Annotated in this window: 12 protein-coding genes; 10 read left to right on the forward strand and 2 right to left on the reverse strand. The window is 75.6% G+C overall.

The window, feature by feature from the left end:
• The first annotated feature begins 100 nt into the window (after positions 1–100).
• From ABD665_RS04550 to ABD665_RS04565, 4 genes are all read left to right on the forward strand, one after another.
• Positions 101–1,411: a nucleotide disphospho-sugar-binding domain-containing protein gene (locus ABD665_RS04550; protein WP_204912028.1), complete on the forward strand. Its 1,311-nt coding sequence runs from the start codon at positions 101–103 to the stop codon at positions 1,409–1,411.
• Complete coding sequence (locus ABD665_RS04555) at positions 1,386–2,741, forward strand: MFS transporter (RefSeq protein ID WP_204912027.1); 1,356 nt, start codon at positions 1,386–1,388, stop codon at positions 2,739–2,741. Before ABD665_RS04550 ends, ABD665_RS04555 begins: the two co-directional genes overlap by 26 nt.
• Positions 2,738–3,592: a glycosyltransferase gene (locus ABD665_RS04560; protein WP_204912026.1), complete on the forward strand. Its 855-nt coding sequence runs from the start codon at positions 2,738–2,740 to the stop codon at positions 3,590–3,592. The genes ABD665_RS04555 and ABD665_RS04560 overlap by 4 nt, the downstream gene beginning before the upstream one ends.
• A gap of 162 nt (positions 3,593–3,754) precedes the next feature.
• Positions 3,755–4,765 carry an SDR family NAD(P)-dependent oxidoreductase gene (locus ABD665_RS04565; RefSeq protein WP_344741203.1) on the forward strand — a complete coding sequence of 337 codons (1,011 nt, stop codon included), beginning with the start codon at positions 3,755–3,757 and terminating at the stop codon, positions 4,763–4,765.
• A 49-nt stretch (positions 4,766–4,814) separates the two neighbouring features.
• On the opposite strand, the gene ABD665_RS04570 is transcribed toward ABD665_RS04565, so the two are convergent.
• Complete coding sequence (locus ABD665_RS04570; RefSeq protein WP_204912025.1) at positions 4,815–5,819, reverse strand: DUF5937 family protein; 1,005 nt, start codon at positions 5,817–5,819, stop codon at positions 4,815–4,817.
• A gap of 46 nt (positions 5,820–5,865) precedes the next feature.
• On the opposite strand from ABD665_RS04570, the gene ABD665_RS04575 reads away from it, so the two are divergent.
• The 3 genes from ABD665_RS04575 to ABD665_RS04585 all read left to right on the forward strand — a co-directional run bounded on the left by ABD665_RS04575 (position 5,866) and on the right by ABD665_RS04585 (position 9,846).
• Positions 5,866–7,131, forward strand: a complete 1,266-nt coding sequence (locus ABD665_RS04575) for an MFS transporter (protein ID WP_204912024.1) — start codon at positions 5,866–5,868, stop codon at positions 7,129–7,131.
• Positions 7,132–7,179: 48 nt separating this feature from the next.
• Complete coding sequence (locus ABD665_RS04580) at positions 7,180–8,709, forward strand: hypothetical protein (RefSeq protein WP_204912023.1); 1,530 nt, start codon at positions 7,180–7,182, stop codon at positions 8,707–8,709.
• Between the two features lie 222 nt (positions 8,710–8,931).
• A complete protein-coding gene (locus ABD665_RS04585) occupies positions 8,932–9,846 on the forward strand; it encodes a 2-hydroxyacid dehydrogenase (protein WP_344741207.1) in 915 nt (304 codons plus the stop codon).
• Between the two features lie 335 nt (positions 9,847–10,181).
• Here the strand turns inward: ABD665_RS04585 and ABD665_RS04590 are convergent, their stop codons facing one another.
• Positions 10,182–11,003, reverse strand: a complete 822-nt coding sequence (locus ABD665_RS04590; RefSeq protein ID WP_204912021.1) for a glycosyltransferase — start codon at positions 11,001–11,003, stop codon at positions 10,182–10,184.
• A 95-nt stretch (positions 11,004–11,098) separates the two neighbouring features.
• Here ABD665_RS04590 and ABD665_RS04595 point away from each other — a divergent pair, with 95 nt between their 5' ends.
• From ABD665_RS04595 to ABD665_RS04605, 3 genes are all read left to right on the forward strand, one after another.
• A complete protein-coding gene (locus ABD665_RS04595; protein WP_204912020.1) occupies positions 11,099–11,683 on the forward strand; it encodes a uracil-DNA glycosylase family protein in 585 nt (194 codons plus the stop codon).
• A gap of 111 nt (positions 11,684–11,794) precedes the next feature.
• Positions 11,795–13,075 carry a M16 family metallopeptidase gene (locus ABD665_RS04600; RefSeq protein ID WP_344741210.1) on the forward strand — a complete coding sequence of 427 codons (1,281 nt, stop codon included), beginning with the start codon at positions 11,795–11,797 and terminating at the stop codon, positions 13,073–13,075.
• The gene (locus ABD665_RS04605) at positions 13,072–14,439 is read left to right on the forward strand and encodes an insulinase family protein (RefSeq protein WP_204912018.1); all 1,368 of its coding nucleotides are present in this window, start codon (positions 13,072–13,074) and stop codon (positions 14,437–14,439) included. Before ABD665_RS04600 ends, ABD665_RS04605 begins: the two co-directional genes overlap by 4 nt.
• The last annotated feature ends 54 nt before the right edge of the window (positions 14,440–14,493 follow it).

Raw genomic sequence — 14,493 nt, forward strand, 5'->3', positions numbered from 1 at the left:
GCGTGGGAGGGGTCACGTCCGTCCGCGGCGCGGGCGCGGGGTGCGGGCGGCGACGCTGGGTAAGTTCGGGTTCCCAGGCGAGGAAGGTGCACGACAGGCGATGACGAAGGTCCTGCTGCTCAGCAGCCCGATCTTCGGGCACGTGTCGCCGGTGCTCGCCCTCGGGCGCGGCCTGCGGCGTCGGGGCCACGAGGTCACGATCCTCACCGGGAGCAAGTACGCCGCCTCCGCGGCCGGTGCGGGGCTCGACTTCCTCCCGCTGCCGCCCGAGGTCGACTACGACGACGCCGACGTCGAGGCGTGGCTCCCCAAGCGTGAGCACCGCACCCGCATCGCCGCCGGCCGCTACGACATCACCGGCCTGTTCGTCCGTCCGCTCGGCCCGCAGCACCGCGCCCTCGAGCGCGCGCTCGCGTCGCGCCGCTACGACGCGGTGGTGGCCGACACCGCCTTCCTCGGCGTGGTGCCGCTCCTGGTCGGCCCGGGCCCCCGCCCGCCGGTCTTCGGGATCTCGATCACCCCGCTCTCGCTCACCAGCCCCGACGTCGCCCCGTTCGGCTCCGGGCTCGCCCCGGGCCGGACCGCGGTGTCGCGCATGCGCAACCGGCAGATCGACTTCATCCTGCGCCACGGGCCGCTCCGTCCCCTCCAGACCGCGTTGGACGCCCAGCTGGCCGCGCTCGGCCTGCCGCCCGCCCCCGTCGGCTACTTCGACGTCGCCGGCCTCTTCGACCGGACGTTCCACCTGTCGGTCCCCGGCCTGGAGTACCCGCGCCGCGACCTGCCGACGTCGATCGTCTTCACCGGGCCGCTTCCTCCGAGACGTCCCGACCTGGCGTGCGAGCCGTGGTCGCCGCCCCCGGGTGACGCCCCGGTCGTGCACGTGACCCAGGGGACCTTCGCCAACGCCGACCCGACCGCGCTGCTCGTGCCCTGCCTCGAGGCGCTGGCCGACGAGCCCGTCCGCGTCGTCGCCACCACCGGTGGCCGTCCCGTCGAGGAGGTCGTGGCGCGCCTCGGCGGCGGGCTGCCGGCCAACGCCGAGGTGGCCGAGCTCGTCGGCTACGACGACCTGCTGCCGCACACCGCCGCGATGGTGACCAACGGCGGCTGGGGCGGGGTCCAGCAGGCTCTGGCCGCGGGCGTGCCCGTGGTCGTCGCGGGGTCCACCGAGGAGAAGCCCGAGGTGGCCGCCCGCGTGGCCTGGTCGGGGGCGGGGATCAACCTCGGCACCGGCCGGCCCTCGCCGCGCCGAATCCGTCACGCCGTGCGCCACGCCCTGCGCCGGCCCCGCCACCACGAGGCGGCGCAGCGCCTGCGGGCCGAGTTCGCCGCCATGCCCGACCCGGTGGACGTCGTCGCCGCCGCGGTCCTCGAGAGTGCCCGTGTCCCGGTCGTCCGCACCACCTGAGCCGGGGGTCGACGCCGCACCGCGGACCCGGCTCGGCCGGGTGGGGCTCACGCCCCGCTCCGCCGCGCTGCTCGTCGGGATGAGCGCCGCCCTGCTGGCCTCCGAGCTCGCCGAGACCGTCGTCGCCACGGCCCTGCCGACCATCGCCGCCGACCTCGGCGACCTGCGCCTGCTCGCCCTCGTGACCACGGCCTACCTCGTCGCCGGCACCGCGGTGCTGCCCGCGTACGGGTGGCTCAGCGACCGTTTTGGCCGGCGCCGGCTGTTCGTCGTGGCCGTCAGCGTGTTCCTCGTCGGCTCGTTGCTCGGCGCCCTGGCCACCGGGCCGATGACGCTCGTCCTCGCGCGCCTCGTGCAGGGCGCGGGTTCCGGGGGCCTGCTGGTGCTCGTCCAGGCGGAGGTCGCCGTGCTCGTCCCGCTGCGCCAGCGGGCGGCCGTGATGAGCGGGGTCGGGGCCGTCTTCGCCGCGGCCGTCATCGCCGGGCCGCCGCTCGGCGGCTGGCTCGCCTCCGGCCCGGGCTGGCGCTGGGCCTTCTGGCTGAACCTGCCCCTCGCCGTGGCGGCCCTCGTCGTCGCCGCCGTGCTCATGCCCGCGGGCCGGCCGACGGGTCAGAACCGGCCGCGCTCGCCGTTCAGCGTGCTGCGGCGCCGCCAGGTCCGCTGGGCGACCGCGGGCGGGCTGCTGCTCGGCGCGTCGTCGTTCGGGATGCTGGCCTACCTGCCCACCTACCTGCAGCTGGTGCTCGGGCTGAGCCCGTCCTGGGCCGGCGTGCTGATGCTCGCGCTGTTCGGGGGGCTCGGGATCCTCACCGTCGTCGCCGCCCAGGTCGTCCGGCGCGGCGGCCCGGTCCGCGGCCTGCTGGTGACCGGCGCCCTCGCGGTCGCGGCCGGTCTCGCGCTGCTGGGCAGCGACGCCTCCGGCTCGCTCGTCGGCGTCGTCCCCGCGCTGGTCCTCCTGGGCGCCGGGATCGGCTGCGTGTGGGAGGTCGTCGTGGTGGTCGTGCAGGCCGGCGTCGTCGAGGCCGAGGTCGGCACGGCGACCGGCGCGAACAACCTGCTCCGCGAGGTCGGCGTCGTCGTCGGCACGGGCGCGGTCGGCGCGTGGGTCACCCACCGGCTGATGACCGCCGGCCAGGTCGGCGGCGCGGCGCTGGGGTCCTGGAGCCCGGGACGGCTGGCCGCGGCACCCGCGGCCACCCGGGCCGAGGTGAGCACCGCGTACGCCGACGCCTTCGGTCCCGCCTTCTGGGCGCTGGTGCCGGTCGCGCTGCTCGCGGCGGTGGCGTTCTCCCGGCTGGGCCGGCTGACGCCGCCCGCGAGCGCCGGATGAGCGGGACGGAGGGCACCGACCGACCGCGGTTCAGCGTCGTCGTGCCCGCGCACAACGAGGCCGACGGCCTCGCCGCGACGCTGACCGCCCTTGCGGCGCAGGACGTCGACGCGGCGTACGAGGTGCTCGTCGTCGACAACGCGAGCACCGACGCCACGGCGGCGATCGCCCGTGCGCACGGCGTACGGGTCGTCGCCGAGCCCCGCCGCGGGGTCTGCCAGGCCCGCCAGACCGGGGTCGACGCCGCCCGCGGCGAGATCATCGCCTCCACCGACGCCGACAGCGTCGTCCCGCCCGACTGGCTGCGGCGGCTGGACGCCGACCTCCGCGCCGACCCCGCGCTGGTCGCGGTGGCCGGGCCCTGCCGCTACGCCGACCCGCCGTGGTGGGCCGCCGTCTTCCCGCCGGCGTTCTTCGTCGTCGTGGACCGGCTGCACGCCCGCACCGGGCGGCTGCTCTACCTCACCGCGACGAACGTCGCCTTCCGCCGCGAGGGCTTCCCCGGCTACGACGTCCGGCTGACCCAGGGCGGCGACGAGGTGGACCTGCGGCGCCGGCTCCAGTCCTGGGGGCCCGTCGCCTGGGACGCCCGCTGCTCGGTGCGCACCTCCTCGCGGCGGATGGACTTCGGGCTGGCCCACACGCTGGTCGTGTCGTTCGGCTACCACTACGGCCTCACGTACGCGCTCGGGCGCCTCCTCCCCCGCCCGCCCCTCGGCTCGGCCCCGGCCATCCGCGCCGACCAGGCCGCCTCGGCCCGCCGCTGGCGCCGCGGGTGGCGCGCCGTCGTCCTCACGGGCACCGCCCTGCTCGTCGCCCGCGCCGTACGCCGCCGTCGCCGCGAGCGCTGAACCGCCGCCTCCCGCGGGAGGTGCGCCCGCCCCGCCGCGCATCCGCCCCGGACCGCAGACTCAAACCTGACAGGTGCACCACACGAGAAGGAGCAGGGCGTTGACGTTCCACCAGCAGGTCCCCGCCGCGGGCACCACCCGCCGTCACGAGGGGTCGGCGTCGTGACCGCCGTGACCGGGACCGGCGGGTCCGCCCCCCTCGCCCTCGTCGTCGGGGGCTCGCGCGGTCTCGGGCTGGCCGCCGCCCGCCAGCTCGCCGACCGGGGCTACCGCCTCGCGCTCACCGCGCGCAACGCCGAGGACCTCGAGCGGGCCGCCGCGCAGCTCCGCAAGGACGGCACGACCGTCGAGGTGCACGCCTGCGACGTCCGCGACGAGGCGGGCATGGAGGCGGTCGTCGCGCTCGTCGAGCAGACCGCGCCCATCGAGGTGCTGCTGCACGTCGCCGGCGTCATCCAGGTCGGCCCGCTCGCCGCGATGAACCGCGACGACTTCCGCGAGGCCATCGACATCATGCTCTGGGGCCCGATCAACACCGCGCTCTCGGTGTCCCCCCGGATGGTCGCCCGCGGCCACGGCCGGATCGGCATCGTCACGTCGGTCGGCGGCATCGTCCCGGCACCGCACCTGCTGCCCTACACGACGGCCAAGTTCGGGGCGACCGGCTTCTCCCGCGGCCTGCGTTCGGAGCTCTCCGGCTCCGGCGTGACCGTCACGACGGCCGAGCCCGGCCTGATGCGGACCGGCTCGCACCTGAACGCCCAGTTCGTCGGCAACCAGGGACCCGAGTTCGCCTGGTTCTCCACGGCGGACAACATCCCGCTCGTCTCGATGGACGCCGACCGCGCGGCCTCGCAGATCGTCGACGCCGTCCTCTCGGGCCGCGCCGTCGTGCAGCCCACCCCGCTGGCCAAGATCGCCCAGCGGGTCGACGCCCTCGCGCCGAACGCGACGTCGGTCCTCCTGGGCGCCGTCACCCGGCTCCTGCCGGACGCGCCGCCCTCGGCGGTGCACGAGAAGGTCCCGGGCCACGTGGCGCAGCAGCGGCTGCGCCCGCGCGCCCGCGGGCAGGTCCAGTGGCTCACCACGCTCGGCCGCCGCGCCGCCCGCCGCCTCAACCAGGCGACCCGCGACACGAGCCAGGTCAGCCCCGAGCCGCCGGTGATGAGCTGAACAGCAGCCGCTAAAGCGAGCCGACCCGGGCGTCGGTCCCAGAGGCCGGTCAGCCCGGGTCGCTCGCGGCGACGAGCGCGTCGCCGACCGACGTCCGCGTGTAGAGCACGGAACGTCCCGTACGTGCCCGGCTCACCACCCCCGCGTCGCGCAGCGCGGCCAGGTGGTCGCCGACGCCGCCGACGCTGAGGTGCAGCGCGGCGACGAGCTGGGTGGTCGTGGCCGGCTCGTCGAGCGCCGCCAGGACCGCGGCCCGGGTCGGGCCCAGGAGCCGGGCGAGCCCCCCGGGCGCCCCGGCCGGCTCGCGGCTCCACAGCGCGGCGACCCCGCGCGCCGGGTAGATCAGCACCGGCGGCCACGGCGGCTCGAGCCCGTACGCGACCCCGGGCCACACGAACACCGACGGCATCAGCAGCAGGCCGCGGCCGGCGAGGTCGACGTCGGTCTGGTCGGTGCCCGCGGTCAGCTCGACGTGCCCGTCCGCGTAGCGCAGCTCCGGGTGGACGTCGTCCAGGGCTGACGCCCAGCCCCCGCGGGCGAGCCGGCCGGCGCGGTGCACGACGTCGCGTTCGAGGATCGCCTGCAGCTGCGGCCAGTCCGGCGCGAGCAGCCGCCGCCAGGCCGTCGCCAGCACGTCGGCGAGGTAGTCGGTCACGTCGTCACGCCCGAGCACGGCCCGCAGGCGCGCCGACGGCTCCGGACCCAGCCGCAGGGCCCGGCCGATCTCGGTGCGCGCCGTCTCCAGCGGGGTGGCGCGCACGTCGTCCAGGAGGTCGTCGACCGTCGTCGCGACCCCGCGCGGCGGCGGCACCACGAAGTCGGCCCCGTAGCCGGGCGGCTGCAGCGCGAGCACGGCCTCGACGTCGGTCTCGCGGCGCAGCTCGGCGTAGCGGCCTCGCGCCCGCTCGACCCACGGCTGCGCGGGTCCCCGCCGGGCGCCCCGGCCGGCCACCGCGCGCAGGGCGTGCACGAGCTCCCACAGCGGCGAGACCGCGAACCGGGTCCTCGCCAGGTCGTCGGGCCCGACCGCGAGCCGGACGACCTTTCGTGCCACGACGAAACAGTAGCCCCGGTCCCGTCGACGTCGCAGGCTCAGCGTCGTGACGACGACCAGCACCGCCGTGCCGCAGCGCGGAGCGACGTACGCCGAGGTGTTCGCGGGCCGCGAGGTGCGCGTCCTCCTCGGCTCCTTCCTGCTCCGCGCGCTCTCGACGACCACCGAGATCCTCGGGCTGTCCGTGCTCGTGCTCGCCACCACCGGGTCGGTCTTCTGGTCCGCGGTCGCGTACGGGATCGGGTTCGCGCCGCAGCTCGTCGGCGGCTCCCTCTTCACCTCGCTCGCCGACCGGCTGCCGGCCAGGACGGTGATCGTCGCGTCCCTGCTCCTGCGGGCCGTCCCGGGTCTCCTGATCGGGCTCGTGCACCTGCCCGTCGCCGCGATGCTCGTGCTCGTCGCCGTGGTCGGCGCGTTCGACCCGGTCGGCACCGCGGCGACCGGACGGCTGACCCGGGTGCTGCTCACCGGCGACAGGTTCGTCGTCGGGCGTTCCGTCCTCAGCGCGGTCGCGTCGACCGCCCAGGTCGTCGGGCTGGCCCTCGGCGGGGTCCTGCTGCTGGCCTTCTCCGCGCAGGGCCTGCTGCTGGTGTCCGGGGTCGCGCTGGTGGTCGCCGCGCTCGTCAGCCGCCTCGGGCTCGGGCACCACCCCGTCGACGAGGAGCCCCGCCACGGCAGCGCCGTCCGGCAGACCCTCCGCGGCAACCGCCGGCTGCTCGCCGACGCCCGGGTCCGCGGCCTGCTGCTCGCCCAGTGGGTCCCCGCGTGGCTGGTGACCGGCGTCGAGGCCCTCGTGGTCGGCTACGTCGCCCACCGCGGCTGGGCGACCAGCGCCGCCAGCCTCGTCCTGGCCGCGGTCCCGGTCGGGATGCTCGTCGGCGACATCGCGGTCGGGCGCGGCCTGGCCCCGCGCCGGCGCGAGCAGGTCGCCCTGCCGCTCGCGCTGCTCGTCGGCCTCTCCCTCGTGCCCTGGGCGCTCGGCCTCCCGTACGGGGCCGTCGTCGCCCTCGGCGTCACGTGCGGGATCGGGTTCGGCTACCACGTCGGCCTGCAGCGGCGGTTCGCCGAGGCCCTGCCCGAGGGCGACCAGGGCCTCGGCTTCGGCCTGCTCTCCACCGGCCTGATGGGCGGGCAGGGGCTCGGCCCGGTCGCCGCGGGCGCCCTCGCCGCGACCCTCGGACCGGCCGTGGCCGTGGGCGCGCTCGGCGGCGTCGCGGTGGTCGGCGTGCTCGCCCTGCACCGGACGTTCCGGAGCGGGGTCGAGGACGAGGCCCCGCACGGACCCGCGACAGCCGGACCCGCGAGGTCCTAGGCTCTGCCCACCCGACGGGCCGGAGGCGCTGCGCGGGTGGGAGGCAGCATGAGCAGCCAGGACGACGACGTCGTGACGGTGGTCGCACGGATCGACGCGTACGGCGGTGCCGAGCTGCTGGTGAACGGCTCGCCCAGCCGCGCCCGGCTCGCCTCGATCGAGGACGCCCGCTCCTACGTCGGCCAGCACGCCCTCGACCTCGCCGCCCGCACCGGGCGCGAGGTGTCCCTCGACACCTCCGACCCCGACGGCGCCTGGCTCTTCGTCGCGCGTCCGGACGGCTCCATGATCGAGACCCCGCAGTCCCCGGGCGGAACGCGGCCCGCGGCCGAGGCGGACTCCCCCGCTCCCGCGGCGGCGGCGCACGCGGACGACCAGGCGGGACCGCAGGGTTCGGCGCGTGGGAACGGGGTGTCGACCGACGGCGCGCGCCGGGCGGACCCCGCGCCGCACGTGCCCCCTCAGCCGGTGCCGCAGGCCCCGCCCCCCGAACCCCCGCGCCAGACCTGGGCGGGACCGCAGCCCTGGTCGCCCCCGCCGTCCGTCGCGCCGCCGCACCCGGTGCCCGCCGCAGGTCCGCGGCCGGCACCGCCCGCGCAGGTCCCGCCGGGCCCGCCGCCGTACGAGCCCCAGCCCCGCCGCGCGCTGCCGACCCTGGACGACCTCCTCGGCGGTCGTCCCGCCGTGGCGCCCGGACCCGCGCAGACCGGCTGGCAGGCGTTCGTGCGGAAGGCGACGTTCGGGCTGGTCAAGCCGGGGCCGGGCCCCGTCGAGCTGCGCCACCGCGAGGCCGTCGCGACGATCCAGCGCTCGCTGCCCGGCCCGCGCACGGTGGTCGTCGTCAACCCCAAGGGCGGCGCCTCGAAGACGACGGCGACGATGCTGCTGGCCGCGACCTTTGCCACGCTGCGCGGCGGCTACACCCTCGCCTGGGACAACAACGAGACCCGCGGCACGCTCGGCTGGCGCGCGGTCCCCGCCCGCCACACGAACACCGCCGTCGACCTCCTGGCCGACCTCGAACGCTTCCAGCAGGTCCGCGGCGCCCGCGTCGGCGACCTCGACAACTACGTCCGTACGCAGGGCGCGGCCCAGTTCGACGTGCTGGCCTCCGACGAGGACCCGGCGGCCTCAGCCTCGATCGACGCGGACGCCTTCCAGCGGCTGCACGCGACGCTCAGCCGCTTCTACCGGATCCTCGTGATCGACACCGGCAACAACATGCGGGCCAGCAACTGGGAGGCGGCCATCGCGGCCGCCGACCAGCTGGTCATCGTGTCGACGATCCGCGAGGACACCGCGGCCAGCGCGGCCTGGCTCGTCGACGGGCTGCGCGCCAAGGGCCACGGCGACAAGGTCGAGCACGCCGTGACGATCCTCTCCGCGCCCGCCTCGTCGAACGACGCCGCGCTCTCCGCCCGGCTGCACGACCACTTCGCGCAGCTGACCCGCGCCGTCGTGGACGTCCCGCACGAGCAGTCGCTCGTCGCGGGCGGCCCGATCGACTTCCCCGCCCTCTCGAAGCCGTTCCGCGACGCCTGGGTCCTCGCCACCGCCAAGGTCGCCGAGGGCCTCTGACGGTCGGCCCGCTCTGCTCGCGTTCGGCACACCGTGCTCGCGTCGGCACACCCTGCTCGCGTCGGCACACCCTGCTCACGTCGGCACACCCTGCTCACGTCGGCACACCGTGCAGGGTGTGCCGGGACGAGCACGGTGTGCCTCTTGACGAACGGTGTGCCGGTGGGGCCCGAACGACAGACGTCACTCGGGGGCTGGGCCGCTCCTGGTTAGGCTCACGTGGTGACCGTCGTCTGCGTGCCCGACCCCGATGCCGTCCAGCTCCTCGGTGACCTGCCCGAGGGGGTCGAGGTCGTCGTCTGGAACGGCGAGCCCGACCACCCCGACCGCCTGGGCGAGACCACGTTCTGGGTGCCGCAGGTCGAGGACTCGCGCGACCTCGAGCGCAAGCTCGCGGCGATGCCGGAGCTCAAGGTCATGCAGCTCCTCAGCGCCGGCGTCGAGGACGTGATCGGCAAGATCCCCGACGGCGTCCAGCTCTGCGACGCCCGCGGCGTGCACGGCGGACCGGTCAGCGAGCTCGTGCTCACGATGATCCTTGGCGTGTTCCGCCGGCTGCCGACCTTCGTGCGCGCGCAGGAGCGCGGTGCGTGGGAGGACGCCCAGGGCGAGGACCTCGTCGACAAGCAGGTGCTGATCGTCGGCGCCGGCGACCTCGGCGAGCAGACGGCCAAGCGGCTCGTCGGCTTCGGCGCGAAGCCCGTGCTCGTCGCGCACTCCGCCCGCGACGGCGTGCACGCGACCTCCGAGCTGCCGGACCTGCTGCCCCACGCCGACGTCGTCGTCCTCACCGTGCCGCTGACCCCGGACACCGAGGGCATGGTCGACGCCGCGTTCCTCGCGGCGATGCCCGACCGGGCCCTGCTGGTGAACGTCGCCCGCGGCAAGGTCGTCGACACCGACGCCCTCCTCGCCGAGGTGACCTCCGGCCGCCTCCGCGCCGCCCTCGACGTCGTCGAGCCCGAGCCCCTGCCCGAGGGCCACCCGCTCTGGTCGGTCGAGGACGTCCTGATCACCCCGCACGCCGCCGGCAACGTCAAGGAGAGCGGCCCCCGCGCGTACGCCCTCGTCCGCGCCCAGCTCGAGCGCTTCGTCAAGGGCGAGGACCTCGAGAACGTCGTGACCGGCCAGTACTGAGCCGCCCCGTACGGCCACCGCGCCGAGCCCGGGCAGTCCGCCTCACCTGTCCCGGGACTTTCACGTAAACGTGAAAGACCGGTACTGACCACGGCAGATCTGCCGTGGCGAGTACAAGAATTCCGTGGTCAGTGCCTGCCGCCGCTGGGCGCCGACCTCTGCGAGGCCCTTCGACAGGCTCAGGGGGCGTAGCGGTCAGGAACGTGCCCGCCGAAAGGCGCCGACCTCTGCGAGGCCCTTCGACAGGCTCAGGGGGCGTAGCGGTCTGCAACGAGCCCGGGCCGAAAGGCGCCGACCTCTGCGAGGCCCTTCGACAGGCTCAGGGGGCGCTGGCGTCAGGAGCCGGTCTGGCCGAGGAGGCCGCGGACCCAGGTGGGGTCGGCGTACCAGTCGATCGCGCTGCCGGTGTTGTGCGCCGGGAAGGCGCCCGGGCCGAGGCCGGCCAGTGCGCGCCAGGTGTCGCCGTAGAGGGCGTCGAGGCCGGTGAGGATCTCGCCGCGGTTGTCCTCGGCCGTGCGCCCCACCCGGGTCATCGTCACGCGGCGCAGGTGGTGCACGAACACGGCCTCGGTCACCACGCAGCGCCAGCCCGCGCGCCGGGCGCGCAACGCCCAGTCGACGTCGGCGCCGTACCCGTGCTGGGGGAAGGCGACCGTGTCGAGCGGCCCGAGCTCGCTCACCGCCTTGACGTTGAACGCGATCGCGGTGCCGTCCACGAACGGCACGTCGCGCAGGACCGCGTGCGGCAGGTACGCCTCGGCGTCGACAGGGACGACCGAGGCCCGCTGGTGCAGCCAGAAGTCGTCGTAGCAGGCGGCCGCAGCGGCGACGTCGTCCTCGACCGCGGCGACCAGCCCCCGGACGAACCCCCGCGAGAGCCGGGTGTCGTTGTTGAGCAGCACGACGACCTCGGCGCCCGTCTCCGCCGCGCGCTCGAACGCCCAGTTGGTCGTCCCGATCCAGCGCAGGTTCGCGCCAGAGCGGACGAGCTCGACGCCGGCGGCCCAACCGGGCAGCACGTAGTCGCCCTGGTTGTCGACGACGACGAGGTGCAGGTCGTCCGGGACCAGCGGGTCGTCACGCAGCAGGTCGCGCAGGACCGCGTCCGTGAGCTCGGGGGACCCGTACGCCGGGATGGCCAGGAGGGTGCGACGCACCTGAGCAGGCTAAACCCCGATCGCTGCGGATCCGACCGCTCTGACGCGGTCGGATCCGCACCGGTGTCGCCGGCGCACGGCTACGGTGGCTCGCCGTGGGGTTCACCAAGGCGGAGCTGGCGGCGTTCCGGAACGCGAGCCTGCCCGACCTCGTCGGGGAGGACCCGCGGCTCGTCTTCGTCGGGATCAACCCCGGCCTGTGGACCGCGGCCGTCCAGACGCCGTTCGCGCGCCCGGGCAACCGCTTCTGGCCGGCCCTGCAGCTCGCCGGGATCGTCGACCGCAGGATCGACCCCGCCACCGGCTTCACCGAGGACGACCGCGCGTACCTGCTCGCCCGCGGCCTCGCGAACACCAACCTCGTGAACCGTGCGACCGCGCGTGCCGACGAGCTCACGGCCGACGAGCTCCGGGCCGGCCGGGCCCGGCTCGAGGCCTTCGTCGCCGAGCACCGGCCGCGCGTGGTCGCGGTCGCGGGCGTCACGGCCTACCGCGTGGCGTTCGGGGAGCCGAGGGCCCGCACGGGCGAGCAGCCCCAGGGCATCGGGCCGGCCGACGGGCGCGCCCGGCTGTGGGTCGTGCCGAACCCGAGCGGCCTGAACGCGCACGACACCGTGGCCAGCCTCGCCGCCGCGTACGCCGAGCCGGCCCGGGCCGCCGGTCTCCTCCCTACGTTGTAAGCCTGCCCGGGACGGAACCGTCGACCGTCGAGCGCACGCCGCGGGTTTCACCAGGTGTGCTCGAATGGCAGGCATGCCCGCCTGCTCCCGCCCCTGCGCTCGGTGAGGCGCGTGCCCTCCGCACCTGCCGACTACCCCGTCAGCGACCACGTCCTCGACAACGGCCTCCGCGTCCTGGTGAGCCCCGACCGCACCGCGCCCGTCGTCGCGGTGAACCTCTGGTACGACGTCGGCTCCCGCGACGAGGAGCCCGGCCGCACCGGCTTCGCGCACCTCTTCGAGCACGTGATGTTCCAGGGCTCCGCGAACGTCGCCTCCGGCGCCCACATCGGGCTGCTCCAGGCCGCCGGCGCCTCCGTGAACGCCACCACCTGGTTCGACCGCACCAACTACTTCGAGACGCTGCCCGTCGGCGGCCTGGACCTCGCCCTGTGGCTCGAGGCCGACCGCATGGGCAGCCTGCTCGACGCGCTCACCCTCGAGAACCTGAACACCCAGCGCGAGGTCGTCAAGGAGGAGAAGCGGCAGCGCTACGACAACGTCCCCTACGGCGACGTCATGCAGCGCCTCAACAGCCTCACCTTCCCGGCCGACCACCCGTACGGCCACACCACGATCGGCTCGATGGAGGATCTGGACGCGGCGAGCCTCGAGGACGCGCGCTCCTTCTTCGCCCGCCACTACATGCCGAACAACGCCGTCATCTCCGTCGTCGGCGACGTGACGGTCGAGGACGCGCTGCGGCGCGTCGAGCACTACTTCGGCGGCCTGGCCGCCGGCGAGCTCCCGTCGCACCCGAAGACCGGCGTCCTCGGACCCCTCGACGGCACGCAGCGCGAGGAGACCTCGGCCGACGTCCCGGCCGAGGCGGTCTACCTCGCCTGGCGCCTGCCCGCCCGCGGGACCCGCGCCTTCGACGCGCTCGACCTCTTCTACAGCGTGCTCGGCCACGGGCAGACCTCGCGCCTGCACCGTGCGCTGGTGCGCGACGCCGAGCTCGCCGAGAGCTCCGGCGCCGCCAGCACCGGCCTCATCGGCGGGAACTCGTTCGGCTACGCGTACGCCCGGGCCCGCGCCGGCCAGGACCTCGCCGAGGTCGAGGAGGCGCTCGTCACGCAGGTCGACCGGCTCGCCGCCGAGGGCCCGACGCCGACCGAGCTGGCTCGCGCCAAGGCCCAGTACGAGCGCCACTGGCTGCACGAGCTGTCCCGCGTCGACAGCCGCGCCGACGCGCTGAGCGAGTACGCGACCCTCGAGCACGACCCCGGGCTCGTGAACACCCGCATGGCCGAGGTCGACGCCGTCCAGCCGGAGGACGTCGCCGCCGCCGTCGCCGAGTGGTTCGGCAGCGAGCGACGCGCGACCCTGGTCTACCGGAAGGCCTCCGCATGAGCACCCCCACCTCCTGGCACGCCGACCCGCAGCCCGAGGTCGCCGCGCCCGGCGCCTGGTCGTTCCCGGAACCGGTGCTGAGCACGCTCGGCAACGGCATCGAGCTGGTCTGCTTCGACCTGCCCGGCCAGCACGTCGTCGCCGCGCACCTCGTGCTCGACACCCCGCTGAACGGCGAGGACCGCGACCTCGAGGGCGTGACGACCATCGCCGCCCGCACCATGGACGAGGGCACGCTGGCGCACCCCGGCGAGGAGTTCGCCGAGCTGCTCGAGACCGAGGGCGCCGGTTTCGGCATCGAGGTCTCGCTGTCCGGCTTCCAGGCCGTCCTCGACGTCCCGGCCTCGCACCTCGAGCGGGCCTTCGAGCTCTTCTCCGAGGCGGTGACGCAGCCGCAGATCTCGGACGCCGACGTCGCTCGGCACGTGCAGATCCGGCTCGCCCAGATCGAGCAGGCGTACGCGAACTCGGCCCAGCTCGCCTCGATGGCCTTCCGCGAGTCCGTCTTCGACCCGAGCAGCCGCGCGTCGCGGATGAGCGGCGGCGAGGCGGTCAGCGTGGCCAAGGTCGACGGAGCGGCCGCCCGGCGCTTCCACGCCGAGCGGGTCGGCCCGGCCGGCGCGAGCCTGGTGCTGGCCGGCGACTTCGGCGGGGTGGACCCGCACGCGCTCGCGGAGCGGTGGTTCGGGGGCTGGTCGAACGACGCCCAGGTCCGGACGCCGCACGAGCAGACCGCACCCGGCCCGCGTCGCCACGTCGTGCTGCACCGCCCCGGCGCCGTCCAGGCGGACGTGCGCTACGGCGGCTTCGGCATCGACCGGAGCGACCCGCGCTGGCCGGCGGCCAGCGTGGCCACGTACGCGATGGGCGGGGCGTTCCTGTCCCGGCTCAACGCCGTGCTGCGCGAGGAGAAGGGCTACACCTACGGCGTCCGGATGTCGCTGACGCCGCTGCGCGAGGCCGGCAGCTTCGCCATCGGCGGCTCGTTCCGCACCGACGTCGTCGCCGACGCGGTCCGGCTGGCCGGGGAGATCGCCGACGTCGCGGACCGGCCGTTCACCGCGGCCGAGGTCGCCGACGCCGTCACCTACAGCACCGGCATCTCGCCGCTGCGCTACGCGACCGCCGACGGCGTCGCGGACCAGGCGGCCGTGAACCGCCTCGTCGGGCTCGGCGACGACTACGTCACCCGGAACCTGGCCGAGCTGCGCGAGGTCACCCCGGAGTCGGCCACCCAGGCGTACGCCTCGCTGGTCGACGTCGACGCGCTCACGCTGGTCGTGGTGGGCGACGCCGACGTCATCGCCGACCCGCTGCGCGAGCTGGGGTTCGACGACCTCGAGGTCGTCCGCACGCTCGACTGAGGCACCACCCGGACAGAGCGACGGCGCGGCCCCGGATCACCGGGGCCGCGCCGT

Source organism: Microlunatus spumicola, assembly GCF_039536445.1.
In the GTDB taxonomy this organism is placed as follows: Bacteria; Actinomycetota; Actinomycetes; order Propionibacteriales; family Propionibacteriaceae; genus Microlunatus; species Microlunatus spumicola.